We start from the raw sequence: 22605 nt of genomic DNA, 5'->3' as shown, positions 1-22605 counted from the left end.
CATTTCATGCTTATATGTTTTCAGCTAATTCTATGGCTTTTGTTAAGGCACCCAATTTGTTATATACTTCCTGTAATTCGTTTTCAGGTTCTGATTTTGATACCAAACCAGCTCCGGCTTGCCAATGCAATTGATGGTTTTTACTTAAAAAGGTCCTGATCATAATGGCATGATTGAAATTGCCTTCAAAATCCATAAACCCTATGGCTCCTCCATAGAATTCCCGACTTGTTTTTTCGTATTTTTCTATTAGTTGCATGGCTTTGTGTTTTGGTGCACCACTTAAGGTTCCAGCGGGAAAGGTGTCTGCTACCACTTGCATGGTGGTGGTGTTTTTATGTTTTGTTCCTGTTACCTTACTTACCAAATGGATGACATGTGAAAAGAATTGTACTTCCCGATATTTTTCCACCTTAACGTTGCTTCCATGTCGGCTTAAATCATTTCTGGCCAAATCTACCAGCATGACATGTTCAGAGTTTTCTTTATCGTCCAGAGCGAGTTTTTTTGCCAGCTCAGCATCTTTTTCATCATGTCCTGTGCGTTTAAAAGTACCCGCAATTGGATGGATTTCGGCTTTGTCTTTATTGATTATGAGTTGTGCTTCGGGAGAGCTTCCAAAAATTTTGAAATCGCCATAATCAAAATAAAACAAGTATGGCGATGGATTGACGCTTCTTAAGGCACGATATACATTAAATTCGTCCCCTTTAAAGGATTGAGAGAATTTTTTTGAAAGCACCAACTGAAATACATCACCTCTGGCACAATGCTTTTTGGCTAAATTTACCTGTTGTTTATATTCTTCATCGGTTAAATTGGAAGTGGTTTCCCCTTGTTTGGCAAAAGCAAATGCAGCAAAGTTTTTAGATTTTATAAGTTGTAAAATGTCATCAATGTTGTTTTCAGCATTAAAACAATGTGCAAAAATATAAGCTTCATTTTTAAAGTGATTGATGGCTATGATGTTTTGGTACACGGCATAATACATGTCAGGAATGTTTAAATGGCCCTCTTTTTTTGAAATATCCACATCTTCAAAATACCTAACGGCATCATAGGCCATGTAACCAAAAATCCCGTTGTTGATAAATTTAAAATTTTCTTCAGATTGTACTTTAAAGCGCTTCGAAAATTTATGGATCACCTCGGGAACTTGTGTGTTTTTGTTGATATTGTTTTTAAAAACAGTTCCATCTGGAAACGTTTGTGTGATTTTATTGTCTAGTACCTTAATGGTGGCAATGGGGTTGCAACAGATATAAGAAAAACTGTTGTCGTTAGCGTGATAGTCACTACTTTCCAAGAGAATGCTGTTGGGGAACTTATCACGTATTTTAAGGTAAATACTAACAGGGGTCAAGGTGTCTGCAAGTATTTTTTTATAATGAGTGTAAAGACTGAATGTTTTCATATCTATGTGCTAGTGTCATTTTCCCTAAGGAGGGAAGGGCTTAAATTAATTTACAAAAAAAAGGCTTGTCGTGAATGACAAGCCTTAATATTATGGTTTAAATATACAAAAGGGTTACTTCACGAAGTTCGAGTTTCGAAAGTTCCACCACCAAGTATGATTTAAAATTGTTTTCATGTTTGTTTAATTGTGTGTCAAATATAGTCATGTAATTGATTTTTTCAAATTAATTTGCATAAAATGTTCTGAAGGGTTTTCAAGTTGTTGGTATTTTGTATTTTAGTAACAAACTGCATAATGTTTTGTTAAAGTTTGAAAAACAATAAGTTCCATTATTAATTTTAGGTCATGAGATTTATACTTCCATTATTAATGCTATTGCTGTTTGCCTGTAAAAATGACACCAAGGCAGTTGCCAAAGCAGATTTACAGGCCGAAGTCCAGCAAATGGACTTGGAAATTTATGATTTTGATGGATTGAAAAATTTTTTAAACACAACATCCAACAAAACCTATGTGGTGAATTTTTGGGCCACTTGGTGTGCACCATGTGTTAAGGAGCTGCCATATTTTGAAGATTTGAATACACAATATAAAAATGAGCAAGTGGAAGTTATTCTGGTTAGTCTGGATTTTCCAAAGACTTACGAAACAAGTTTAAAACCCTTTTTAAAAGAGAAGAAATTACAAACTAAAGTTGTAGCTTTGGATGATGCCAATTTTAACTCTTGGATACCACAGGTTCATCCAGATTGGTCTGGAGCGATTCCAGCAACGCTTATTTACAACAGGGAAAAGCGTCATTTTTTTGAAAAATCATTTACTTACAAAGAATTGGAAAACGAAGTAAAACAATTTATAAAATAAACATTATGTATACATTAAAAACATTTACTGCTGTTATGGCAATGATGCTCATTTCAGTTTTTACATCTTTAGAAAACGGTTATAAAGTAGGAGATATTGCCACAGATTTTAAGTTGGAGAATGTAGATGGAAACATGGTTTCCCTTTCAGATTACAGTCAGGCAAAAGGCTTTATTGTTATATTTACCTGCAATACCTGTCCGTTTTCAGTGGCTTATGAAGATAGGATTATTGCTTTAGATAAAAAATACGCTTCTCGAGGTTATCCAGTTATAGCCATTATGCCAAATAATCCAGCAGCCAGCCCTGGAGACAGTATGGAGGCCATGAAAGCCAGAGCCAAAGCAAAAGGTTTTACATTTCCATATTTAATGGATACAAACCAAGAAGTTTATCCAAAATATGGCGCGGTAAAAACACCACATGTATATGTTTTGCAAAAGACTAAAAAAGGAAACCAGGTAAAATATATTGGTGCTATAGACGATAATTATCAAAACCCAGAATCTGTAAATCAAGCTTATGTTGAGAATGCCGTAGATGCTTTATTGGCTGGAAAACCAATTACAGAAACACATACCAGAGCCATTGGCTGTACCATAAAAGTTTAAATGTTCATAAAAAGTTCAAGGTATCTGTTCAACTTTTTTTAGTCATTTTTTATTTAGAAATAGTATTTTTGTTGAAATTTATATAAAATAGTATTTCATGGCAGACTTAAACCAAGAACAGTGGCAAGAACAATTATCTAAGGATACCAATGCTTTAATTATAGATGTAAGGACTTTAGAGGAAGTAGAGGAAGGCTTTATTAAAAATGCCAAGCATATAGACATCTATCTTCCACAAGAATTTATGGAGCAATTAGAGGCCTTGGATAAGAGCAAAAACTATTATGTATATTGCCGTTCAGGAGGAAGAAGCGCTCAAGCCTGTGCCATTATGAGTCAGTTAGGTTTTGAAAACACCTACAATCTGTTGGGAGGGTTTTGCGAATGGAAAGGTGAGGTTGAAACCTTATAGAGTACATCTTGTTTGCCATTAATTAACATAAAATATACCAACAATGAAACATCTGTTATTTAGTATTTTGTTCGTGGCTGTGGTTTTAGGTTGCAAAGAGACTAAAAACGACCATGTGAAAATTGTAACAGCCGAAGAGATGCAATCCATACTGGAACTGGAAGAAGTTCAATTGATAGATGTTAGGACACCAGAAGAATTTTCAGAGGGCTTCATTAAAGATGCTCAAAACATTAACTTTTATTCAGATACATTTGAAGAGGATATTTTAGAACTGGACAAAACCAAACCTGTAATTTTATATTGTAAATCTGGACGTAGAAGCGCAGCTTGTTCAGAAAAACTTATAGAAGCAGGATTTGTAAAAGTTTACGATCTGGAAGGAGGTATCACTCAATGGAAACACCAAGGTTATGGTGTAGAGCTTTCAAATTAATTTTTTAACAAGGATTTTTTACATACTTCAATTTCCCATATTGAATTTTCAAAAAAGGTTTTTTCTTTATTTTTTATAATAATATTTATAAAAAACTGACGTTCAACTAAAATTTTGGATCTTAATCTGTTCTTTTGTAGTGTTTTAATTTATTTTAATAGATTTAAGTAAGCATGTATGAATAGCATAGTCTTCCCAAATCTTAATTCATATAAACGTCAAATTTTTATTAACTTAAAATTATATTATTATGATGAATGGGTTTGTTATATTGTTAATTCTTGCAGGAATGTTTTTATTTTTTTATTGGTATTCCTATAGAACAGTGGCATTGGAAGATAAAAAACGAGAAGCCATCTGGAAGCGAAAACATGAGAGAGAGGAAGCCTTTAACAAAAGGATGAAGGAACGCGCAGAATTGAGGCGTCAAAAATTTGAAAAATTCATGAATAGAAGTAGGGAGATCCAACAAGAGCTCATGAGGTTACAGAACTCCAAAAGGATACAAGCTAATTAATTAGCCGTTAGTTTACATAAAAATAGCCACTATAGCATGTTGTTATAGTGGCTTTTTTGGTTTTAAAAGTTATATGAAAATCCTTTATACAAAATTCCAATATTTCAGTCCAAGCATTTTTAAACAACAAAGCTCAATCAAGTAGAACTTATTGAGCTTTTATGCTGAAAATCGCAACAGAGTTGCTTTGCTTGTGGAGTCGGAGAGAATCGAACTCTCGTCCAAACAAGTAACCAAAGGGCTTTCTACACGTTTATTCTGTTCTTGTTTTTTCGATTGTAAGCTGGTTACAGACAACCTACTTACAACTTAGCTTTTTAATCTCGAAAGTGCATCAAAGCACTGCACTATCTTGGTTAATTTTTACGATGCCTCTAAATAGAACGCCACTAACCAAGGCTTTCTGGAGACATTTAGCTTGTACACCTTGTGTACCTAGGCCAATCCTACTGTAATTCAGATTAGGCAGCTAAAGCGTAGTTATTCTCGCCGTTTAAATGTTTGACCTAGCCTTTTACGTGTTTCAAAGTCATTACACGACGTGCTTACCATTTCATTAATCTCGCTGTCAAAACCAGTCGACCCCAAGTTTCATTAAAAAGGATGGCGAAGTTAATAAAAAAATGTTGTGCAACTTCATAAATCCATGTATTTTCGTGCAAAATCTATACCAAATGTAAATTTGTCAGTTTAGACTCACTACATGTGGTTGAATCAAAAAATAAAATTTGTTTGCATGAGTATGAAGTTTGCCATCATCAAAGAACGAAAAAATCCACCAGATAGACGTGTGGTATTTTCACCTGAAAAGTTAGCAGAAGCCAGAGCGCAATTTCCTGAAGCAGTTTTTAAAGTGGAATCCAGTGATATTAGGATCTTTCCAGATGAAGCATATAAAGCCTTGGGTTTTGAGGTAAGCAATAATGTGAGTGACTGTGATGTTATGTTGGGAGTTAAGGAAGTTCCCATTGAGGCTTTAATTCCAAATAAAAAGTACTTTTATTTTTCCCATACCATAAAAAAACAGCCTTATAACCGTAAACTGCTTCAAGCCATGCTTGAAAAGAACATTGATATGTACGATCATGAAACCATTGTGAAAAAAAGTGGTTCCAGATTAATAGGTTTTGGTCGCTATGCAGGTTTGGTAGGAGCTTATAATGGTTTTAGGGCTTTGGGATTAAGGGATGGCTTGTTCCATTTGCCAAAGGTGGAAACCTTGGCGGATTTAAATGAAGTAAAAGCAGAACTGGATAAAATTACCATTCCCAATATTAAAATTGTATTAACTGGCACAGGAAAAGTGGCCCAAGGTGCCAAAGAAATTCTGGATCATTTAAAAATAAAACAAGTAAGTGATGCCCTATACCTAACCACTAACTTTTCGGAGCCTGTTTATTGTATGGCAGATGTTATGGAGTACAATAAACGAACAGATGGGAAAGTAGGTTTTAAACAGGAGTTTTATAAAGATCCAAGTGGGTATGAGAGTAATTTTATGCCTTATGCAAAACAAACAGATTACTTTATTGCAGGTCATTTTTATGGCAACAATGCACCCTATTTGTTTACTAGGGAAGATGCCAAACATCCTGACTTTAGAATAAACCTGGTGGCAGATATATCTTGCGATGTGGATGGGCCAGTGGCTTCAACTTTAAGGGCTTCAACCATTGCAGACCCTTTTTATGGGTATGATCCCAAAACTGAAACCGAAGTGGCATTCAACGCCAAAGGCGCCATAACCGTTATGGCAGTAGACAATTTACCTTGCGAACTGCCCAAAGATGCCAGTGAAGGCTTTGGAGACATGTTTTTGGAACACGTTATCCCAGCATTTTTCAATAAAGATGAACGTGGCATTCTAAAACGTGCCAAAATAACCGAAAACGGGAAATTGACTGAGAAGTTTTCGTATTTACAGGATTATGTGGATGGCAAATAATGTCTTTTTATTAAAATGAGTAAAACAGCTTTAATAACAGGAGGAGCTTCAGGCTTGGGGTATGAACTGGCACTTTTGTTGGCTAAAGATGGTTACAATTTGGTATTAATAGATATTGATGCAGAAAAGCTACAAGAAGTCAAACAAGGTATAGAGACTGATTTTGCTGTGAACGTTCAGATCTATGCCAAGGATTTAAGTGTGGTCAATATTTCCGAAGAAATCATGTTAGAACTTAAGGGATTACCCATAGATGTTTTGGTGAACAATGCTGGTTTTGGTTTGTTCGGTTCCTTTTGGGAAACCGATTGGGAACGCGAAAAACAAATGCTGCATTTGCATGTTATCACCACTACCCATTTAACCAAATTGGTTTTAAAAGACATGATTCAAAGAGGTTCTGGAAAAATCCTTAATCTATCGTCTCTTGCAGCTTTCCAGCCAGGACCACTTATGTCCTTGTATTATGCAACCAAGGGCTATATTTTATCCTTTTCTGAGGCTGTTGCGAACGAGCTTAAAGGTACCGGAGTTACGGTAACAGCCCTGTGTCCAGGGCCAACCAAGACATCGTTTCAAAAGGTGGTATCCAATGCTTCATCGGAGAATAAAATAACCTTCAATATGGCCAATGCCAAAGAAGTGGCAGCTTACGGTTATAAAGCCATGAACAAAGGGAAAGTCTATGCCATTCCAGGGAAATTCAATAAATTATTGGCCACCTTGCCACGATTTATTCCAAGAAATACCGCAGCAACCATTGTTAAGAGAATTCAAGAAAAAAACAGGGAAGCTTAAGTTTTATACTTCCAGTTAATAACTTTACCTGCTGTATAGACAGGTTTGGATGTTTTTGTAAAAGCTGATTTTACTGCAAGCGACGAAAGAATTTCAGTATTGTTCCTGGTTGGTTTGTTATAAGGTTACATCGGATTTTAATACTGTAAATTCTTAGCTAGGCAATGTGCTAATTTGTACTTGAAATTTATTTACTCTACTAATTATTTTGTTTGTATTCAACAATTAAAACCAAAAGGATGCCTAAGGTATATGCCAACAAATCTGTTACTTGAAACGTACTTCCTAAAACAAGCTTGGCTAAGGTGTTGTTTTGCAGGTTTAACCATTCCAGCAGGTTGCATAACTGTAAAAATTCTATGCAAAAAGCAATTATCAAAACCAAGATTGAAGCTTTTAGAGGTTTGATAGGGAGAAAGCTTTTTAAGAAGCCATACATAAGGATCACCACCAGGAAATCTCCAAAAGTGTGTCTTATAAAACCACTAACTACATATTTTGCAATTAATATTTCCGCTAGAAACAGTATGGAAAAAAGTACAAAGTATGTTTTGTTAAAGTTTAATTTCATTTAACATTATTCTGTTTGATAGGAAATTGATAAAAATGTTATTGTGTATTAATTAACTTTTCAAGTGCATCTATATGTTTTTTAAAAGCAGCTCTGCCAAGTTTTGTTGTTGCATATCGTGTATTGGGTTTTCTGCCAATAAATTGTTTTTCAACCGAAATGTATGTAGCTTTTTCAAGCGCTTTGGCATGACTTGCCAAATTACCATCTGTAGCACCAAGTAATTCTTTTAGAGTATTAAAATCGGCATACTCATTCACCATGAGGATGGACATGATGCCCAACCTAATTCTATGGTCGAATACTTTGTTTATGTTTGTAATGATGCTCATAATGGTTCCTTTTAAGAGGAAATTTTAAACTATTCTTTAACTTCCAGCCAAGGGAGTTCCAAAAAGACCAACAGCCAGTTCTATCCAAGTCAAAAGAACCAAAGATATAATGATTAAAAGTAGCATCCATCTATTTTGTTTTTTGGTTACTTTTCTTAAAACAAGTTCTATGAGAAACCCTGTTCCAAATAAAAGAATTCCAGCGTTAAAAAAATCGAATGCGCTCCAATTAACTTCAGTTGAAAATTGCATGGCAATAAAAGGGATCAATAGTAAAATAGTGGCAGTAGTTAAGATAATTGGGACTCTTTTGTTTTGTGTCATCATCATGTTTTTAAAAATTATTAATAGTTTGTATCGAATTTAATGTGCATCCAAAGGCCATAAATAATGTGCATAACTCCAAACCCTAGAACCCAAATCCAAAATCCGTAATCTGGAAACAAGGCACAGATCAAGCCTAAAATCGTTTGAATAAAGCCTAAATATCTAATATTGCCAATGCTATATTTTGATGCATTTATTAAAGCAAGACCATAAAAAATGAGCATTAAGGCTGCAGTCAGTCCATATTTTTGTTGGTTTAAAACTATTAAAATATAAATGCCACCTGTTAGCAATGGAATAAGAAAATTAACTACCAAGCGTTTGGAGGTGTTGTCCCAAACTTTTTCGTCTTGTTTTTTGGCTTTTTTAGTAGTTAAAACCACAGCAGTTACAATGCTTAAGAAAGCTATTAATGCCAAATCCAATAACACCAATCCATAGGTTTTTCCTTCCAGTATTAGTGTTCCATCACTATAGCCTTCTACCAACCAATAAGCAACAGTTGCACCAATTATGGCATAAATTCCTGCTAAAACACCAGATAGTCCACTCAAGGAAATAAAACGGGAGGATTTGTTCATGAGTTGTTTTATCTCAGTGATATCTTTCAAATAATCTTTTGGCTCCATATTAAAGTACTTTGAAAAACAAAGTAAATAAATATTTTTGAATCTGACACTATTTAATTTTATTATTTTTGAAATACAGCACTTAAAAAAATGAAACCAGCCGAAGCATATATTTTAAAGCAAAAAGAACCATATCGGTCTATCATGATGCATCTACAGGCTGTGATTGAACATAGCTTATCTGATGCCGAATTGAAGTATAAATGGCGATTGCCTTGTTTTTATATAGGAAAAAAACCCATTTGTTACATAAATCAAAGTAAAGATTATGTGGATGTGGGTTTTTGGCATTCGGCCCATTTTGCGAAAAAATTTGATAGCTATCTGGTAAGTGAAAACCGGAAAATAGTGAAATCGCTTCGCTATAGAACCTTAGAGGAAGTTGCTGATGATGTCCTTATCGCAATTCTTAAAGAAGTTGAATTGCACAAAGAAAAATCTTTCTGGAAATAAAATGACTACAGGCTGTTTACTGTTTTTCTAATGGCAACCAGGTTGGTTAATAGTTTTTCCAAATTGTCCAGACGCAACATATTGGCACCATCGCTTTTGGCATTGGCAGGATCAAAATGGGTTTCTATAAACAGTCCATCAACATTATTGACAACTCCAGCACGAGCTATGGTTTCTATCATATCCGGTCTGCCTCCAGTTACACCTGCACTTTGGTTTGGTTGTTGTAGGGAATGGGTCACATCCAGAACAGTGGGAGCATATTGTCTCATGGTTGGAATGCCACGAAAATCCACAATCATGTCTTGGTATCCAAACATGGTGCCTCTGTCTGTAATCCAAACTTTTTCGTTTCCTGCATCCTTTACTTTTTGAACCGCGTGTTTCATGGATTCCGGACTCATAAATTGTCCTTTTTTTAGGTTTACTACCTTACCGGTTTGAGCAGCAGCCACCACTAAATCTGTTTGACGAACCAAAAAAGCTGGGATTTGCAACACGTCTGCGTATGCTGCAGCCATGGCAGCATCAGAGACTTCATGGATGTCTGTTACGGTTGGTACATCAAAAGTGTTGGATACCTTTTGTAGTATTTTAAGGGCTTTCTCGTCACCTATACCTGTAAAACTATCAATTCTACTTCTGTTGGCTTTTTTAAAGCTACCTTTAAAGACATAAGGAATATGAAGTTTGTTGGTTATGGCTATGATTTTTTCGGCAATGCGTAAAGCCATATCTTCACCTTCTATGGCACAAGGTCCAGCAAGCAGGAAAAAATTATCGGAATTGGTAAATTTTATTTTAGGCACGTCATTTAGAGTCATAATCACTTAAATTTAGGCCACAAAGATACATATTTTTAAAAAGCTTTTTTCATACTATTTCGTATCATCCAAAGCGACATCAAAAAGTTTGTGAAAACAAACATACCTCCCAAAATAATAAAGTTGCTAAGGGTTTCAGGGAAACTGATAATGTTGAAAAAATCTATTAAATAAGCTAAAATCATGTACGATGATACACATACAAAAATAATCCCTAAAGAGAAGTTTAGTTGCTTGCTAGGCCTAATTAGCTGCCACACAAAAGGGATGGCAATCAATAAAATGGGATAGGCCGTAATGCCTTCATTTTTATTAACGTCTGTAAACCAGTAGGCAACAGCTGCTATAAAGTATAAATAAGGAATAAATTTCGAGTATTTACTAATCTGCTTTTTCATATTAAAATAGGGTTTTAATCCGTAATGTTATTACAGATGTAAAAAAGCCTGTTGTGGTTAACAGATTGGTTAGTATGGCTATTTACTATTAATCAATTTTATAAACGAAAGATACAAACAGATAGTATAATTTTTAAGAACTATAACATTTAATTAACTAATAACAAAAATTTAATGATAAAATTACTAAAATATAGTGTACCTTTGCACGCTCAAAATAAAGCACCTATATGGCTAATATTAAAAACATTGCAATTATTGCCCACGTTGATCATGGTAAAACTACTTTGGTTGATAAAATTATGTACCACTGCCAGTTGTTTCGTGAAAACGAAAACACTGGAGATTTGATTCTGGATAATAACGATTTAGAACGTGAAAGAGGGATAACCATTACCTCCAAGAACGTTTCTGTTATTTACAAAGACACAAAAATCAATATAATAGATACGCCTGGTCACGCCGATTTTGGTGGTGAAGTAGAACGTGTCCTAAACATGGCAGATGGTGTGTTGTTGCTGGTAGATGCTTTTGAAGGTCCTATGCCACAAACCCGTTTTGTATTGCAAAAAGCCATCGATTTAGGTTTAAAACCTTGTGTGGTTATCAATAAAGTGGATAAGGAAAACTGCACACCAGACGAAGTTCATGAATCTGTTTTTGATTTAATGTTCGAACTTGGAGCAGAAGAGTGGCAGTTGGATTTCCCAACGGTTTATGGTTCAGCTAAACAAAACTGGATGAGTACCGATTGGAAACAAAAAACAGAAAACATTGAACCTTTATTGGATATGGTTATTGATCATATACCAGCTCCAAAAATTCCTGAAGGGAACACACAAATGTTAATTACTTCTTTGGACTTTTCATCTTTTACAGGACGTATTGCCATTGGACGTTTAACCCGTGGAGCCCTTAGAGCAGGACAAAATATTTCCTTGGTAAAAAGAAATGGTTCCATAGTAAAATCCAAAATCAAAGAACTACATGTTTTTGAAGGTTTGGGCCGTAAAAAAGTAGAGCAGGTTCAAACAGGAGATATTTGTGCCATTGTTGGACTGGAAGGTTTTGAAATTGGAGATACCGTTGCCGATTTTGAAAATCCTGAAGGACTGCAAACCATAGCCATTGATGAGCCTACCATGAGCATGTTGTTTACCATTAACGATTCGCCTTTCTTTGGGAAAGACGGCAAGTTTGTAACTTCAAGACATATAAAAGATAGATTGACCAAAGAGCTGGAGAAAAATTTAGCTTTACGTGTTCAAGAAACAGATAGTGCAGACAAGTTTATGGTTTTTGGACGTGGTGTTTTACACTTATCGGTTTTAATTGAAACCATGCGTCGTGAAGGTTACGAATTACAAATTGGTCAACCACAAGTAATCATAAAAGAAATTGATGGTGTAAAATGTGAACCTATAGAAGAAATGACCATCGATTTACCAGAAGAAGTTTCTGGAAAAGCCATTGAAATGGTTTCTACCAGAAAAGGAGAGATGCTAAGCATGGAAGCTAAAGGCGATAGAATGGTATGTAAATTTATGGTGCCTTCAAGAGGGATTATAGGTTTAAGAAATCAGTTGTTAACGGCTACTGCTGGAGAAGCTATTATGGCTCATAGGTTTAAAGAATACCAGCCTTTGAAAGGAGGTATTCCAGAACGTCAAAATGGCTCTTTGGTATCCATGGAAAAAGGTCAGGCCATCCCTTACTCTATAGATAAATTACAAGATAGAGGTAAGTTTTTTGTAGATCCAGGTGAAGAAATCTATGAAGGTCAAGTAATTGGAGAAAATTCCCGTGGCGATGATATGACTGTAAATGTTACCAAAACCAAAAAGTTAAGTAACGTACGTAGTTCTGGTGCAGACGATAAAGCTAAAATTGTTCCTGCCATTAAATTTTCTTTAGAAGAGGCTTTAGAGTATATTCAAAAAGATGAATATGTTGAAGTAACACCCAATCATTTACGAATCCGTAAAATTTTATTAACTGAAGTGGAACGCAAAAGAAACAAAGCTATTTAATTTAAATAGTTATATAATTATATAAAAAGAGGGGTTCCAGTATGGAATTCCTCTTTTTTCAACTTAAAAAGCATTTAGATTATGGAATTTTTAGGAATTGTTTTAACCGAATGGGTTGGTTATGCTGCCATGGCAGCTTTATTGATTTCGTTTATGATGAAAGATGTCAATAAACTTCGAATTGTAAATACCATTGGTTGTGTTCTTTTTGTTACTTATGGGTTTATGTTGCAAACGTCTTGGCCCATTATCATCTCCAATGGAGCCATAGTTTTTATAAACTTGTATTATTTGGTAATTAAGAAAAGTTAAGTTTGTTATATTTACCAAAAAGTGATTCATTTGTTTTTTTTCACTTTTACACTAAGTAACAACAAACCAGCTAAATATTCCAATTATCTTTAATACCAAGTGATAAACCTTATCAAGAACATAAAAAGCCTTTTTGTTAAAGATAAAAACCTTTTGTATTTATTGCTTATTGGCCTTGCCTTTAGGTTTGTTTTGCTTCTTGTATTTTATCCTCATGCCAGTTGGTTTCCAGATTCTGGAAGTTATCACAATCTAGCCAAAAAAATGGCCACAGGTTCCTTAGAGGGTTATACAGGAGAGAGAAGCCCTGGATATCCATTATTATTGCTCTTTGCTTTTGGAAAGGCAGGAATAGCTGTCATGTACCAATTTTTATTGGGTGTTTTAGGGTCTTTATTTTGGTACAAAACCCTTATAGGTTTTAAGTTTACAAAAAAAGAAAGTTTTTATGTAGTGCTTTTTTTACAATCGTTTTTAAACGTGTTTTTTTATGATACTGCCATCTTGGTGGAAAGTATTTCTTTGTTTTTTGTTTCGGTCCTTGTTTATTTTATCTCCAAACCTGCTTACGCATACAATCAAAATATTAAAAAGGAATTTTTACTTAGTGCCATTTTAGGGATGTTGGTATTGGTTAAACCCTTTTTTGCCTATTTGCCTTTTTTGATTTTTGGTTTGTTTGTTTTAAAAAGGTGCTCTTTCAAAACATATTTAAGCAGGAAATTAATTCTTTTTGTTTTTCCATTACTGGCATATTTTGGTTGGTCTTATGTTAACAAGTTAAATACAGGTTATTTTGTGTCCACTACTTTTTTGGGGTTGAATTTGTCTCAAAACTGTGTGTATTTTGCTGAAGATGCTCCAGAAGCATACCAATGGATTGCCAAGCCTTATGTAAAGCATAGAGAAGAAACCATTCAAGGAAAAAGGGATGTTGCCATGAGTATTTGGATTGCTTATGGTGAAGGCCAGGCTTTTGAAAGTTACGGTTTGAGTTTTATAGACTTATCCCATGAACTAGGAGAGTTTGCCAAAGCTACCATTATGGCTAATCCCAAAGCCTATGCCAAACAAGTGCTTACACGATCTTGGATAGATTTTTGGGAACCCAGTATTTTATGGGTGGACAGCAATTTTAGGTTTCCTTGGGCTCATAAAATGGTTGCAAATATTTGGTCTGTTCAAAAAACCATCTTTTTTTTATTGACCATGCTTTTCTTTTTAATAAGCCTAATTATAATATTAAAATCTATTTACAACAGAAAAGTAGGTGTGGATTTATTGCTTGTTTGCTTAGTTTTTGCACCTTCCTTTCTTCAAGCCATGGTTGTTTATGGCACCAATAGCAGATATAGCTACCCTTTTGATTTTATCATGATTTTTACCATTTTGTTCTTTTTGAAAGAAAGAGGGATTTGGGATAAATTTAGGTTGCTTAAAAAATAATCAAGGTCATTGGTGTTATTTTTTTAATACTATTTTTAATTTGTTTGATGATTAAATCTTTTTAAAAATAATGATGCTTAAATTTTTTTTGAAAGAAAAGAACTTTAATTTTAGATTTTCATAAATACAGACATGAACAACCTTCAAGTTGTAACATATACTTCTAAATACGCTAACGATTGGAACCGTTTTATTATGGCTTCCAAAAATGGTACGTTTTTGTGTCATCGGGATTTTATGGAATACCATCAGGACCGTTTTCAAGACCACTCGTTTCTTATTTATAATGACAAAAAACTCGTGGCTCTCTTTCCTGCCAATATAAAAAATCACATATTATACTCGCATCAAGGATTAACTTATGCAGGTTTGATAATTGGCAAACATGCAAGCCTTGAGCTGGTTTTTCAAATATTCCAAAAGCTATTGGAAACTATAGACACTCTTGGGATAGAAGAAATAATAATTAAGCCATCACCAAAAATTTACCATTTGCATCCAAGTGATGAACTGGATTATTTATTGTTTAAGGTTCAAGCAGAGCTTATAAGAAGGGATTTAACACTTAGCATCGATACAGGTCAAACCATTGATGTATATTCTTCCAATAGAAAAAGAGGACTTAAAAAAGCACAAAAAAATGAGTTGCTAATTAAAGAGGAACAAGATTTTGAGTTGTTTTGGAACCAGATTCTCATACCAAATCTAGAAGAAAAACATGGTGTTGAGCCAGTGCATACCTTAGATGAAATAAGGTATTTAAAATCCAAGTTCCCTAAAAACATCAGGCAGTTTAACGTCTACAAAGATAAGCAACTTGTGGCTGGCACAACCATTTTTGAGACAGTTAAAGTGGCTCACGCCCAATATATTTCTGCCAACAATACCAAGCAGAAATTGGGAAGTTTGGACCTGTTATTTCACCATTTAATTCATGAGGTATTTGCAAGCAAACCGTATTTCGATTTTGGTGTGTGTAGTGTAAACCAAGGAAAACAAATAAATTCGGGTTTGCAAGCTTGGAAAGAGTCTTTTGGAGCAAGTAGTGTTTCGCAAGACTTTTACAGTGTTTTTCCAAAAAACCATCATTTGCTAAACCATACGCTAATATGATAAAATTTCTGGATCTTCAGCAAATAAACAAAAGGTTTGAAACTGAATTTCAACAGAAATTTCAACAGTTTTTAAATTCCGGACATTATATCTTAGGGACTGAAGTAGAAACTTTTGAGACAGATTTTGCTAACTACTGTGGTACCAAATTCTGTTTGGGAACCAGTAATGGCTTGGATGCTTTAACTTTAATTTTTAAAGCTTACTTGGAATTGGGCATTTTAAAACCTGGAGATCAAGTCATGCTTCCAGCCAATACGTTTTTTGCCAGTGTATTGTCTGTTATCCATTCTGGATTGCATCCAATATTTATTGAACCAGAAAGAGACACATTCAATATTTCGGTTAAAGACATTGAAAAACAGCTAACACCACATGTTAAAGCCATTATGGTTGTGCATTTGTATGGACAATTGGCAAATATGGAAGTTATAAACCAATTGGCAGAAAAACATAAACTGTTGGTAATTGAGGATGCAGCACAAGCCCATGGAGCTGTTTTTAATTCTGAATTTAAAATTCAAGATTCAGAATTAATAAATCAAAAAGCTGGAAATTTAGGTCATGCAGCAGCTTTTAGTTTTTATCCCAGTAAGAATTTAGGCGCATTGGGAGATGGAGGTGCCATAACAACCAACGATATTGTTTTGTTTGAGACCATTAAAAAATTACGTAACTATGGTTCAGATAAAAAATATGAATATCAACTTAAGGGTTTTAACAATAGGTTGGATGAAGTTCAGGCCATGTTTTTAAATGTGAAGTTAAAATACTTAGATGCAGATAATGAAAAAAGACAAACTATTGCCAAACGTTATTTAAGCGACATTTCAACAAATAAAATAGCGCTTCCATTTTACGATGGTTCTAAAAACCATGTCTTTCACCTATTTGTGGTTACAGTAAAAGATAGGGAAAATTTTGTGTCTTATTTAAAAAAACAGGATATTGAAACCTTAATCCATTATCCAATACCACCTCATAAACAAAAGGCTTTAGTGTCTTTTAATCATTTAAGTTTACCTGTTACAGAAAACATTCACGAAACCGTTGTAAGTCTTCCAATGAGTCCAGTAATGACAGAACAAGAAGTAAGCAAGGTTATAAAAGCAATAAATTCCTATTAATTGAAAAGAGTTATTAAATACATAAACAATAATGTTTTAATAAAAGTAGCATCCTTAAATTCTGTGTCGTTAATTACCAGGATTGTTGGAGGTTTGCTAACCTCTAATGCCATAGCTCATTTTATAGGGGCAGAAGGTATGGCTCTTATTGGGAACTTAAGAAATTTTGTGTATTCCATTCAGTCTGTGGCAACTTTGGGCTTGTACAATGGCGTGGTAAAATATATAGCAGAGTTTAAAAACAATACGGTAGAGTTAAGTAAAACCTTGTCCTCTACTTTCTATCTTGGTTTTATCTCTACAGTTGTGGTGTCTTTTCTGTGTTATTTTAATGCAGACTACATTAACGATATTATTTTTCCGAAGTACAACGATTATGCTTACGTCATTGAAGTCCTGGCCATTGCTTTGCCGTTTTACACATTGAATATGTTTACATTTTCAATAATGAATGGCTTTTCAAAGTTTAAAATCCTGATTATTATAAATATCATTGGTCAGATTTTAGGTGTGGCCGTTACCTTGATTTTAATATATAAAAATAGAATAGATGGCGCTTTGATTTCTGTTGTTATTTCAGAATCTCTAATCTTTTTGATTACTTTGGTAGGGATAGTCAATCAACGCAGTTTAATGTCTTTGATTAAAGTAGGTCAGGTAAGGTTTAGCATTATAAAAAAGCTGAGCTCATATTCTGTAATGGCGTTGTTTTCTGCCATTGTCTTGCCTTTGGTGGCCATTGCCATTAGATCTTACATCATTGATAATATAGGATTTAAGGAAGCTGGGTTTTGGGAGGCCATGAACCGGATTTCCAAATATTATCTCATGTTTGTTAGTTCGTTGTTAACGCTTTATATCTTGCCTAGGCTTTCGGAAATAGACAATGCCAAAGAGTTTAGAAGTGAAGTGTTCAACTTTTATAAAACCATTATTCCCATATTTGCCTTAGGGTTGTTAGTGATCTATTTCCTTAGAAATTATATTATTACCATTGTTTTTTCCAATGAATTTAAACCAGTGGAAGACTTATTTTTATGGCAGCTTTTAGGAGATTTTGTTAAAGTATTGTCCATAGTTATTGCTTATCAGTTTTTGGCAAAGCGTATGTTTTGGCATTATATTATAACCGAAATATTTTCGGTACTCATTCTCTATGTTTCCAGTATTTTATTTATTGACATCTATGGCGTAAAAGGAGCAACCATAGCACATTTTGTAACCTACGTGATGTATTATGGTGTGATTTTGCTCATTTTCAGCTCATCACTTTTTGGTGTGATTCCAGATAAAAACGATTTAAGCGCTAATTCTTAATATGCGTTCCCCATATCTTTAAATAGCTGTTTGCTATCTTTAGGTAGTGATGTTCTTTTTCTATAAATGCTCTGGCGTTTTTTGAGATCTCTTCAATACATTTAGGGTTTTCTATCAGCCATTCCAGTTTTTCAACAATTTTTGACACTTCAGGTAAGGCATTTATGGCAACTGTGTCTTTTTCTAGATTGTAATGGTCCAGCCAAGCCTGTTCTGCTCCAGTAAACACCACTTTCCCTTTAGCCATGGCTTCTAGTGCATTATATCCTTGATCGTAGCTGTACACTTGATCTAAAAGGATATGCGCTTGATTGTAAACTTCTATATATTCTTTATAAGGCAAGTTGTAGGTGGTATGAATTTCTACTCTATCTGGATATGTTTCTTTTATAATGTCTAGGGCTTTCGTAAAAAAATGGGATCCTTTTTTTATTTGTGATAGGGTGTTTACACCATGAAAAATACGGATTTTATCAGTAATCTGGCAAGGAGTAAATTCAATAATATCTGTGTTTATTGGGTTGGGTATCAGCCCTAAATATTTGGGGTTGCCCTTTAAAGGAATATGGTAATCCATATCTGATGCTATGGTGCCACAACTGTTTTTATAAATAAACCCGTGAAGTTTTCTGTAAGCAGGCGTGACATATTTTAAACAATACCGAAATTGCTTTTTTAGTTTTATGTTATTTAAATAAGGTGTTAAAATGGAATAAGGTTCTTGTTCTTTCAAGAAGTAATTTATGTTTACAAAATCGTCTCCACAAGAGAGCAAAAACAGGTTTTTGTTTTGTTTAAAAAGCTTTTCTAATAAAGGGATTTGCAATCTAGGATGTATGTAAAGGGCATCTTCATTTATAAGTTGCACCACATCAAAACCCTGAAGGTGTTTTAAGGCTTTATGAAACTTATAAGCCACTTCAAAGTCGGCTATATCAAATCCGGTAAGTTTGTGGATGGCTTTTCTAAAGAAGAGCAAAACGGGCTTGTTGCAGGTTTTAACAGATAGGTCAACATCGGTAGGGAAGTTTTTAAATAGGTCGCCATTTCCTACCAAAACAACTTCGTGCCCTAATTTTTGTAAGCCTTCTTTTAGTGAATTATGCAACCGACTAAATTCTCCAATTAAAAGTATTTGCATGCTTATTTTGATACCTTTGTTGTTCAAAGATACTCGTTTCAATGAACATTTCAGAAAAAACTCATATTCCCTTTGAAATTTTGGTGGCTACAACCAACAGGACCACTTTGGATTTTATTGATAACATGTTTAAAAACAATGATCTGGAGCACTACCATCTTTTGATAATTAATCAAACCAGTGAGCATAAGCTATTGGTTTCCCATAAGCCCAACATTCGTGTAATCAATGCCTTTGAAAGAGGTTTGAGCCGAAGTAGAAATCTAGCCATACAACATGCCATTGGAGATATTTGTTTACTTGCAGATGACGATGTTGTTTACTTGGAAGGCTTTGAAAACAAAATAATGGAAGCTTTTAAGTTGTATCCTGAAGCAGCATTGATTCATTTTAAAGCCAAAAACTTTAAAGGTGATGATTTCAGGAAATACCCAATTAAAGACTGTAAACACAACCTGAAGACAATAAGAGGTATGTCATCGATTGAAATGGCAATTAACAGGAAACTTATATTAAATAAAAAAATTACTTTTGATGTTAGGTTTGGGCTGGGAGCTCCATTTCCTACGGCAGAAGAATCTCTTTTTTGCAGAAACATATTAAAACAAAATGGATTAATTTATTTTAACAATGCTTTTATAGTTGCACATTCAGAGCATAATTCAGGTAGAAAGTTAGGTGATGACGAGATTGTTTACGCCAGAGGTGCTTTAAACTATTACAAGTATAAAAAACTAGCTTATTTTTGGATTGTTCGATACGTATACTTTCTTGTAAAAAACAAGTATATTAAATTTAGTGACGTTTTTGAAAAAGTCAAGTTGGCTTTAAAAGGGATTAAGGATTTTAAAAAAACACTATGAATACAAAACTTGAAGAAGTAAAGATTTTAGAGATTCCAAAAATTGAAGATAAAAAAGGTAGAGGGAACCTGTCTGTTATTGAAAAAGACTGTATTCCTTTTTCTGTGAAACGTGTGTATTACTTATATGATGTGCCCAGTAATGCCTATAGAGGAGGTCATGCACATAAAAATCTATATCAGTTTTTAATAGCTTTAAGTGGTAGTTTTGATGTGGTTTTGGACGATGGAAACCAAAAAACCAAAATAACCTTAAACAAGCCCAATAAAGGTTTGTTGATACCCAATGGGATTTGGCGTGAGCTGGAGAACTTTTCTTCAGGTTCTGTATGCTTGGTCTTGGCTTCTGAAGAATATGATGAATCTGATTATATTAGAAATTACAAAGAATTTGTTCTAGTGAAAAGGGGTTAAATTGATGTTTATAGTTCGTAATCCATTTTGAATTTTTACAAATAAGTGTAACAAGGGTCTGTTTAATCTCATTAAAAAAAGTTGTTTCTTATTTAAGCTTCTTGTATCCAAAGATTCAAACATGGTTTGGGCTCTTTCTTTGTTTCCAGATAGCTTATATTGTAGGCCTATAGAAAATTTATTTATATCTAAATATTTTTTTAATGAACTGTTGGAGGATGCAAATGTTTCATATTTGTTCAAATCTATGAAAGCTCTTTTGTTGGTATTTGTATTAGATAATCTGTTATCTGCATGTAAATTATGTATGGCAGTTACTTTACTGTGAAATGCAATTCGATATTTTAAAGCGATTCTTATCCATAAGTCAGTGTCTTCTCCTGCTCCAAGGGTAATATTTTCATCAAAACCATTTAGTGTTTCCAGAATTTTTTTTGGAACCATTACAGCCGAAGTCCAAGCTATGGGATTATAAATGCTTGATTTAAAATAATCAGAAACAATACCCATCCATGTTGTGTCATGTGGAATTAAATGGTACTTAACCTTGAATATTTTATCTTGTAGTTTTCTGTTATAAGCAGTTGCATAAAGTCCACAATCTGGAAAAGTCTTTAAAAGTTCGTCCAGATTTTTTAAATGGTGGCTTTCCCACAAATCGTCGGCATCCAAAAAAGCTATATACTCTGCTTGGGCTTTTTTTATCCCATAATTCCTGGCTGCAGAAACGCCAGAGTTTTCTATGGAATATACCTTTATTCTTTCATCGATTACAGCGTTTACTTGATTTAAACTATTGTCGGTAGAGCCATCATTAACGATAATAACCTCATAATTTGAAAAGCTTTGGTCAAGAACACTCTGTAAGGTGTTTTTAATGTGCTTTTCTTTATTGTATAAAGGGATGATTATGGAAAAAAATGGTTTCATTCTAATGGTGTAATCTACAAAAATAACCCAATCTATACAGATCAAATAAAAACATATTTGGGTTTTCTTGGGTTAAGTTCAATTTTATTTTAGAGTCGAAATAAGACAGACATGTTCCAAAAAGCCTATGTAAGTATAAAAACTTAAGAAAACCATATGCTTTTAAAAGGCTAATGTTGTTTTTGTTTACCTTATTGGAGGCATACAAATGGTAAAGGGTTTGCATGGCATGTTCTGTTTTTTTAAGAAAGGTTGTGTTATCATCCAGTCCAAAATGATACACTTCATTGTTAATGTGCCAAACATTGCTTTGGTTGGTTTTTAATAAGGAGCCTATTAAATAATCCATCCCGTAACTGTTGTCTGTATGGTTCTTTATCAGTTCTAAGTACAGCGTTTTTTTTATCAAAAAATTGGCAGAAATTATCACCTTATAAGGGGTTTTGTTTCTTTTGGAAGCATCTACCTCTTCACGTTTTTTTCCAAAAGTATAACGTAACGAGTTGTTTTTGGAATACGAGGTGTCCTTATACGCAAAACCACCAAAAACTGCTTCATGGTTTTTTTTCATCTCGTTAAGGTATTTAACCAGAAAATCCTGGTTTTTGGGCAGGACATCTGCATCAATAAATAACAGCCATTGATATTGCGCTTGTTCTGCCAAAAACAACCTACTGGCTGTTCTACCAACATTTTTTTTGGCTTCTATAAATTTACAGTTGGTTAAACTGTTTATTTTTTGGTTTTCAATGTTTGCATCAGAAAAAGAGCCATCATCCACACAAATTAGCTCAAACACAACATTAGCATCCAAAGCTTGTCTTTCAAGTTCCTGGGCTAAAGGATACGCGTTGTAATGATATGTAGGTATTAAAATGGATAGCATGCCTGTTGGTTCTGTGGTTCAAATCTAATGATTATTGAAGCAATTTTCACTAATTGCATGAAATTCATTCTTTAGACAACCATTAAAAAAATGTTTGTAACCAATATTGTCCTAAATAATTTTCTTTTTTAGTTCATGATTTATTATTTTTAAATTATTGTATTCATGAATCTCCTACGTCGATTTGCATTGACCAAAAAAGAAACAAAAAAGTCTAGGCTTACGAACCTTTACCTAAATTTATCGTTTGCCACCTAAATTTTAGGAACTCGCTGTTATGTTCATTGCTATTTCAAAAGTTTTAGCTAGCTCAAACAGCCTAAAATTTTTACGGTAGCTTCACTTCAAATTTTACGATAAATTTTCGATAGGCCGTTTTATAACGTACCCTGACATTTTAACTTCTTATTTTTTAAAAAGCCATTTAGCCAAAGTAATGCTATCACTTCAGCTGTTTTATTAAATCGTTTTGGACGCTATTTGTTTGTAACAT

26 protein-coding genes and 1 other RNA gene are annotated in these 22605 nt (G+C 34.0%); 16 read left to right on the top strand and 11 right to left on the bottom strand.

Annotation, left to right across the window (positions count from 1 at the left end):
• Positions 1-10: 10 nt before the first annotated feature.
• Positions 11-1414, bottom strand: coding sequence for an anthranilate synthase component I family protein (locus D778_RS08340; RefSeq protein ID WP_007649631.1), 1404 nt, complete (start codon positions 1412-1414; stop codon positions 11-13).
• 348 nt (positions 1415-1762) lie between these two features.
• On the opposite strand from D778_RS08340, the gene D778_RS08335 reads away from it, so the two are divergent.
• The 5 genes from D778_RS08335 (at position 1763) to D778_RS08315 (ending at position 4257) form a co-directional block, all read left to right on the top strand.
• Positions 1763-2281, top strand: a complete 519-nt coding sequence (locus D778_RS08335; protein ID WP_007649630.1) for a TlpA family protein disulfide reductase — start codon at positions 1763-1765, stop codon at positions 2279-2281.
• 5 nt (positions 2282-2286) lie between these two features.
• Complete coding sequence (locus D778_RS08330; RefSeq protein ID WP_007649629.1) at positions 2287-2892, top strand: thioredoxin family protein; 606 nt, start codon at positions 2287-2289, stop codon at positions 2890-2892.
• A gap of 97 nt (positions 2893-2989) precedes the next feature.
• The gene (locus tag D778_RS08325) at positions 2990-3304 is read left to right on the top strand and encodes a rhodanese-like domain-containing protein (protein ID WP_007649628.1); all 315 of its coding nucleotides are present in this window, start codon (positions 2990-2992) and stop codon (positions 3302-3304) included.
• 43 nt (positions 3305-3347) lie between these two features.
• Positions 3348-3740, top strand: a complete 393-nt coding sequence (locus D778_RS08320) for a rhodanese-like domain-containing protein (RefSeq protein ID WP_040491908.1) — start codon at positions 3348-3350, stop codon at positions 3738-3740.
• Between the two features lie 289 nt (positions 3741-4029).
• Positions 4030-4257 (top strand): hypothetical protein, encoded by a 228-nt coding sequence (locus tag D778_RS08315; RefSeq protein ID WP_155949924.1) that lies wholly within the window; start codon positions 4030-4032, stop codon positions 4255-4257.
• 191 nt (positions 4258-4448) lie between these two features.
• Here the strand turns inward: D778_RS08315 and ssrA are convergent.
• Positions 4449-4843, bottom strand: a transfer-messenger RNA (tmRNA) gene (gene ssrA / locus D778_RS14315).
• Positions 4844-4999: 156 nt separating this feature from the next.
• Here ssrA and D778_RS08310 point away from each other — a divergent pair.
• Both D778_RS08310 and D778_RS08305 read left to right on the top strand, forming a co-directional pair.
• Positions 5000-6202 (top strand): NAD(P)-dependent oxidoreductase, encoded by a 1203-nt coding sequence (locus D778_RS08310; RefSeq protein ID WP_040491938.1) that lies wholly within the window; start codon positions 5000-5002, stop codon positions 6200-6202.
• 15 nt (positions 6203-6217) lie between these two features.
• Positions 6218-7000 (top strand): SDR family NAD(P)-dependent oxidoreductase, encoded by a 783-nt coding sequence (locus D778_RS08305; RefSeq protein ID WP_007649622.1) that lies wholly within the window; start codon positions 6218-6220, stop codon positions 6998-7000.
• Positions 7001-7199: 199 nt separating this feature from the next.
• Here D778_RS08305 and D778_RS08300 read toward each other — a convergent pair whose 3' ends face one another.
• Genes D778_RS08300 through D778_RS08285 form a run of 4 tightly spaced genes read right to left on the bottom strand, consistent with a single transcriptional unit; the run spans position 7200 to position 8859 of the window.
• Positions 7200-7571, bottom strand: a complete 372-nt coding sequence (locus D778_RS08300) for a ribosomal maturation YjgA family protein (RefSeq protein WP_040491904.1) — start codon at positions 7569-7571, stop codon at positions 7200-7202.
• Between the two features lie 38 nt (positions 7572-7609).
• The gene (locus tag D778_RS08295; protein ID WP_007649617.1) at positions 7610-7903 is read right to left on the bottom strand and encodes a winged helix-turn-helix domain-containing protein; all 294 of its coding nucleotides are present in this window, start codon (positions 7901-7903) and stop codon (positions 7610-7612) included.
• A 36-nt stretch (positions 7904-7939) separates the two neighbouring features.
• Positions 7940-8233: a hypothetical protein gene (locus D778_RS08290; protein WP_238307630.1), complete on the bottom strand. Its 294-nt coding sequence runs from the start codon at positions 8231-8233 to the stop codon at positions 7940-7942.
• A gap of 14 nt (positions 8234-8247) precedes the next feature.
• On the bottom strand, positions 8248-8859 hold the full coding sequence (locus D778_RS08285) for a hypothetical protein (RefSeq protein WP_040491902.1): 612 nt from the start codon (positions 8857-8859) through the stop codon (positions 8248-8250).
• Between the two features lie 90 nt (positions 8860-8949).
• Between D778_RS08285 and D778_RS08280 the strand changes: the two genes are divergently transcribed.
• A complete protein-coding gene (locus D778_RS08280) occupies positions 8950-9312 on the top strand; it encodes a DUF1801 domain-containing protein (protein ID WP_007649613.1) in 363 nt (120 codons plus the stop codon).
• Positions 9313-9317: 5 nt separating this feature from the next.
• Here D778_RS08280 and kdsA read toward each other — a convergent pair whose 3' ends face one another.
• Positions 9318-10136, bottom strand: coding sequence for a 3-deoxy-8-phosphooctulonate synthase (gene kdsA, locus D778_RS08275; RefSeq protein ID WP_040491900.1), 819 nt, complete (start codon positions 10134-10136; stop codon positions 9318-9320).
• A gap of 35 nt (positions 10137-10171) precedes the next feature.
• Positions 10172-10534 carry a hypothetical protein gene (locus D778_RS08270; RefSeq protein WP_007649609.1) on the bottom strand — a complete coding sequence of 121 codons (363 nt, stop codon included), beginning with the start codon at positions 10532-10534 and terminating at the stop codon, positions 10172-10174.
• A 230-nt stretch (positions 10535-10764) separates the two neighbouring features.
• Between D778_RS08270 and typA the strand changes: the two genes are divergently transcribed.
• The 6 genes from typA to D778_RS08240 all read left to right on the top strand — a co-directional run bounded on the left by typA (position 10765) and on the right by D778_RS08240 (position 17879).
• Positions 10765-12564 (top strand): translational GTPase TypA, encoded by a 1800-nt coding sequence (typA, locus tag D778_RS08265; protein WP_007649604.1) that lies wholly within the window; start codon positions 10765-10767, stop codon positions 12562-12564.
• An 81-nt stretch (positions 12565-12645) separates the two neighbouring features.
• Complete coding sequence (locus D778_RS08260) at positions 12646-12876, top strand: hypothetical protein (protein ID WP_007649602.1); 231 nt, start codon at positions 12646-12648, stop codon at positions 12874-12876.
• A 153-nt stretch (positions 12877-13029) separates the two neighbouring features.
• On the top strand, positions 13030-14322 hold the full coding sequence (locus D778_RS08255; RefSeq protein WP_155949923.1) for a hypothetical protein: 1293 nt from the start codon (positions 13030-13032) through the stop codon (positions 14320-14322).
• Positions 14323-14454: 132 nt separating this feature from the next.
• Positions 14455-15435, top strand: a complete 981-nt coding sequence (locus D778_RS08250) for a GNAT family N-acetyltransferase (protein ID WP_007649595.1) — start codon at positions 14455-14457, stop codon at positions 15433-15435.
• Entirely contained in the window at positions 15432-16562 is a 1131-nt protein-coding gene (locus D778_RS08245) for a DegT/DnrJ/EryC1/StrS family aminotransferase (protein ID WP_007649593.1), read from the top strand. The genes D778_RS08250 and D778_RS08245 overlap by 4 nt, the downstream gene beginning before the upstream one ends.
• On the top strand, positions 16563-17879 hold the full coding sequence (locus D778_RS08240) for an O-antigen translocase (RefSeq protein WP_007649591.1): 1317 nt from the start codon (positions 16563-16565) through the stop codon (positions 17877-17879).
• On the opposite strand, the gene D778_RS08235 is transcribed toward D778_RS08240, so the two are convergent.
• Positions 17869-19020, bottom strand: a complete 1152-nt coding sequence (locus D778_RS08235; RefSeq protein ID WP_040491899.1) for a glycosyltransferase — start codon at positions 19018-19020, stop codon at positions 17869-17871. The two genes, D778_RS08240 and D778_RS08235, sit on opposite strands and share 11 nt — an antisense overlap.
• Positions 19021-19061: 41 nt before the next feature.
• On the opposite strand from D778_RS08235, the gene D778_RS08230 reads away from it, so the two are divergent.
• On the top strand, positions 19062-19883 hold the full coding sequence (locus D778_RS08230) for a glycosyltransferase family A protein (RefSeq protein ID WP_007649589.1): 822 nt from the start codon (positions 19062-19064) through the stop codon (positions 19881-19883).
• Positions 19880-20296, top strand: coding sequence for a sugar 3,4-ketoisomerase (locus D778_RS08225; RefSeq protein WP_007649587.1), 417 nt, complete (start codon positions 19880-19882; stop codon positions 20294-20296). Before D778_RS08230 ends, D778_RS08225 begins: the two co-directional genes overlap by 4 nt.
• Here D778_RS08225 and D778_RS08220 read toward each other — a convergent pair.
• The gene (locus D778_RS08220) at positions 20279-21226 is read right to left on the bottom strand and encodes a glycosyltransferase family 2 protein (RefSeq protein ID WP_007649586.1); all 948 of its coding nucleotides are present in this window, start codon (positions 21224-21226) and stop codon (positions 20279-20281) included. The two genes, D778_RS08225 and D778_RS08220, sit on opposite strands and share 18 nt — an antisense overlap.
• Before the next feature lies 1 nt (position 21227).
• Positions 21228-22112, bottom strand: coding sequence for a glycosyltransferase family 2 protein (locus D778_RS08215; protein ID WP_007649585.1), 885 nt, complete (start codon positions 22110-22112; stop codon positions 21228-21230).
• Positions 22113-22605 lie beyond the last annotated feature (493 nt).

The organism is Xanthomarina gelatinilytica (assembly GCF_000348685.1).
GTDB lineage: Bacteria > Bacteroidota > Bacteroidia > Flavobacteriales > Flavobacteriaceae > Xanthomarina > Xanthomarina gelatinilytica.
The sequence above is the reverse complement of the archived record's forward strand: the minus strand, read 5'-3'. Positions and strand labels throughout refer to the sequence as shown.

Coding starts and splice junctions, on each gene's coding strand:
- kdsA (WP_040491900.1), bottom strand. CDS start 10,136: ATGACTCTAAATGACGTGCCTAAAATAAAATTTACCAATTCCGATAAT.
- D778_RS08295 (WP_007649617.1), bottom strand. CDS start 7,903: ATGAGCATCATTACAAACATAAACAAAGTATTCGACCATAGAATTAGG.
- typA (WP_007649604.1), top strand. CDS start 10,765: ATGGCTAATATTAAAAACATTGCAATTATTGCCCACGTTGATCATGGT.
- D778_RS08340 (WP_007649631.1), bottom strand. CDS start 1,414: ATGAAAACATTCAGTCTTTACACTCATTATAAAAAAATACTTGCAGAC.
- D778_RS08305 (WP_007649622.1), top strand. CDS start 6,218: ATGAGTAAAACAGCTTTAATAACAGGAGGAGCTTCAGGCTTGGGGTAT.
- D778_RS08250 (WP_007649595.1), top strand. CDS start 14,455: ATGAACAACCTTCAAGTTGTAACATATACTTCTAAATACGCTAACGAT.
- D778_RS08215 (WP_007649585.1), bottom strand. CDS start 22,112: ATGCTATCCATTTTAATACCTACATATCATTACAACGCGTATCCTTTA.
- D778_RS08310 (WP_040491938.1), top strand. CDS start 5,000: ATGAAGTTTGCCATCATCAAAGAACGAAAAAATCCACCAGATAGACGT.
- D778_RS08260 (WP_007649602.1), top strand. CDS start 12,646: ATGGAATTTTTAGGAATTGTTTTAACCGAATGGGTTGGTTATGCTGCC.
- D778_RS08235 (WP_040491899.1), bottom strand. CDS start 19,020: ATGCAAATACTTTTAATTGGAGAATTTAGTCGGTTGCATAATTCACTA.
- D778_RS08330 (WP_007649629.1), top strand. CDS start 2,287: ATGTATACATTAAAAACATTTACTGCTGTTATGGCAATGATGCTCATT.
- D778_RS08230 (WP_007649589.1), top strand. CDS start 19,062: ATGAACATTTCAGAAAAAACTCATATTCCCTTTGAAATTTTGGTGGCT.
- D778_RS08290 (WP_238307630.1), bottom strand. CDS start 8,233: ATGATGATGACACAAAACAAAAGAGTCCCAATTATCTTAACTACTGCC.
- D778_RS08220 (WP_007649586.1), bottom strand. CDS start 21,226: ATGAAACCATTTTTTTCCATAATCATCCCTTTATACAATAAAGAAAAG.
- D778_RS08225 (WP_007649587.1), top strand. CDS start 19,880: ATGAATACAAAACTTGAAGAAGTAAAGATTTTAGAGATTCCAAAAATT.
- D778_RS08300 (WP_040491904.1), bottom strand. CDS start 7,571: ATGAAATTAAACTTTAACAAAACATACTTTGTACTTTTTTCCATACTG.
- D778_RS08285 (WP_040491902.1), bottom strand. CDS start 8,859: ATGGAGCCAAAAGATTATTTGAAAGATATCACTGAGATAAAACAACTC.
- D778_RS08245 (WP_007649593.1), top strand. CDS start 15,432: ATGATAAAATTTCTGGATCTTCAGCAAATAAACAAAAGGTTTGAAACT.
- D778_RS08280 (WP_007649613.1), top strand. CDS start 8,950: ATGAAACCAGCCGAAGCATATATTTTAAAGCAAAAAGAACCATATCGG.
- D778_RS08270 (WP_007649609.1), bottom strand. CDS start 10,534: ATGAAAAAGCAGATTAGTAAATACTCGAAATTTATTCCTTATTTATAC.
- D778_RS08320 (WP_040491908.1), top strand. CDS start 3,348: ATGAAACATCTGTTATTTAGTATTTTGTTCGTGGCTGTGGTTTTAGGT.
- D778_RS08325 (WP_007649628.1), top strand. CDS start 2,990: ATGGCAGACTTAAACCAAGAACAGTGGCAAGAACAATTATCTAAGGAT.
- D778_RS08315 (WP_155949924.1), top strand. CDS start 4,030: ATGTTTTTATTTTTTTATTGGTATTCCTATAGAACAGTGGCATTGGAA.
- D778_RS08335 (WP_007649630.1), top strand. CDS start 1,763: ATGAGATTTATACTTCCATTATTAATGCTATTGCTGTTTGCCTGTAAA.